Here is a 448-nt window from a genome sequence, read left to right on the forward strand (position 1 = left end):
CCTCATGAGTTCAAAGTATCTGACGGCGGAACAGGATGTCCGTCTGCGACGGTGGGAAGCCTGGAACAAGCGTTACTTTATTTTCGCGTTCTTCTCGCTGGTCATTGTTCTGGTCTTCAGTAGCCAGCTCGGGCTGTCCAGTGGCGACAGCTGGGGGCCGCTGGGACTTCTGATTGCCGCTTTAGTTACCCCCATTATCATTCTGCAACTGCGTCTTGCATGTCCCGCCTGTGAGCAGAAGATTGGCTGGCAGGCCAAGCTGATGGCCCCGGACCAGTGCAAAGCCTGTGGCACTTTCCTGCGCGCTAAAAACTCTTCCTGAAAAACCTTTGACCTGTGAGTAGCTCATAGGTTTTAGTCTATTCCTAATGCAATGCCTGGTGGTACCCGACATTGGGTGCCTGTTCGTGATTGAAAGGTATCTGTTTCCAAAACACGCTCCTGCGGC

General features: G+C 53.1%; 1 protein-coding gene. It reads left to right on the forward strand.

All coding sequences use genetic code 11. The annotated features are described in order from the left end of the window. Nucleotides 1-4 precede the first annotated feature (4 nt). Nucleotides 5-322: a hypothetical protein gene (locus B3M52_RS08650; RefSeq protein ID WP_075194690.1), complete on the forward strand. Its 318-nt coding sequence runs from the start codon at nt 5-7 to the stop codon at nt 320-322. The last annotated feature ends 126 nt before the right edge of the window (nt 323-448 follow it).

This window comes from Marinobacter sp. UBA2688, from assembly GCF_002352785.1.
Classification (GTDB): Bacteria; Pseudomonadota; Gammaproteobacteria; order Pseudomonadales; family Oleiphilaceae; genus Marinobacter; species Marinobacter salarius.

Excerpts from the sequence above, each read along its gene's own strand:
- B3M52_RS08650 (WP_075194690.1), top strand. The coding sequence starts at position 5 with ATGAGTTCAAAGTATCTGACGGCGGAACAGGATGTCCGTCTGCGACGG.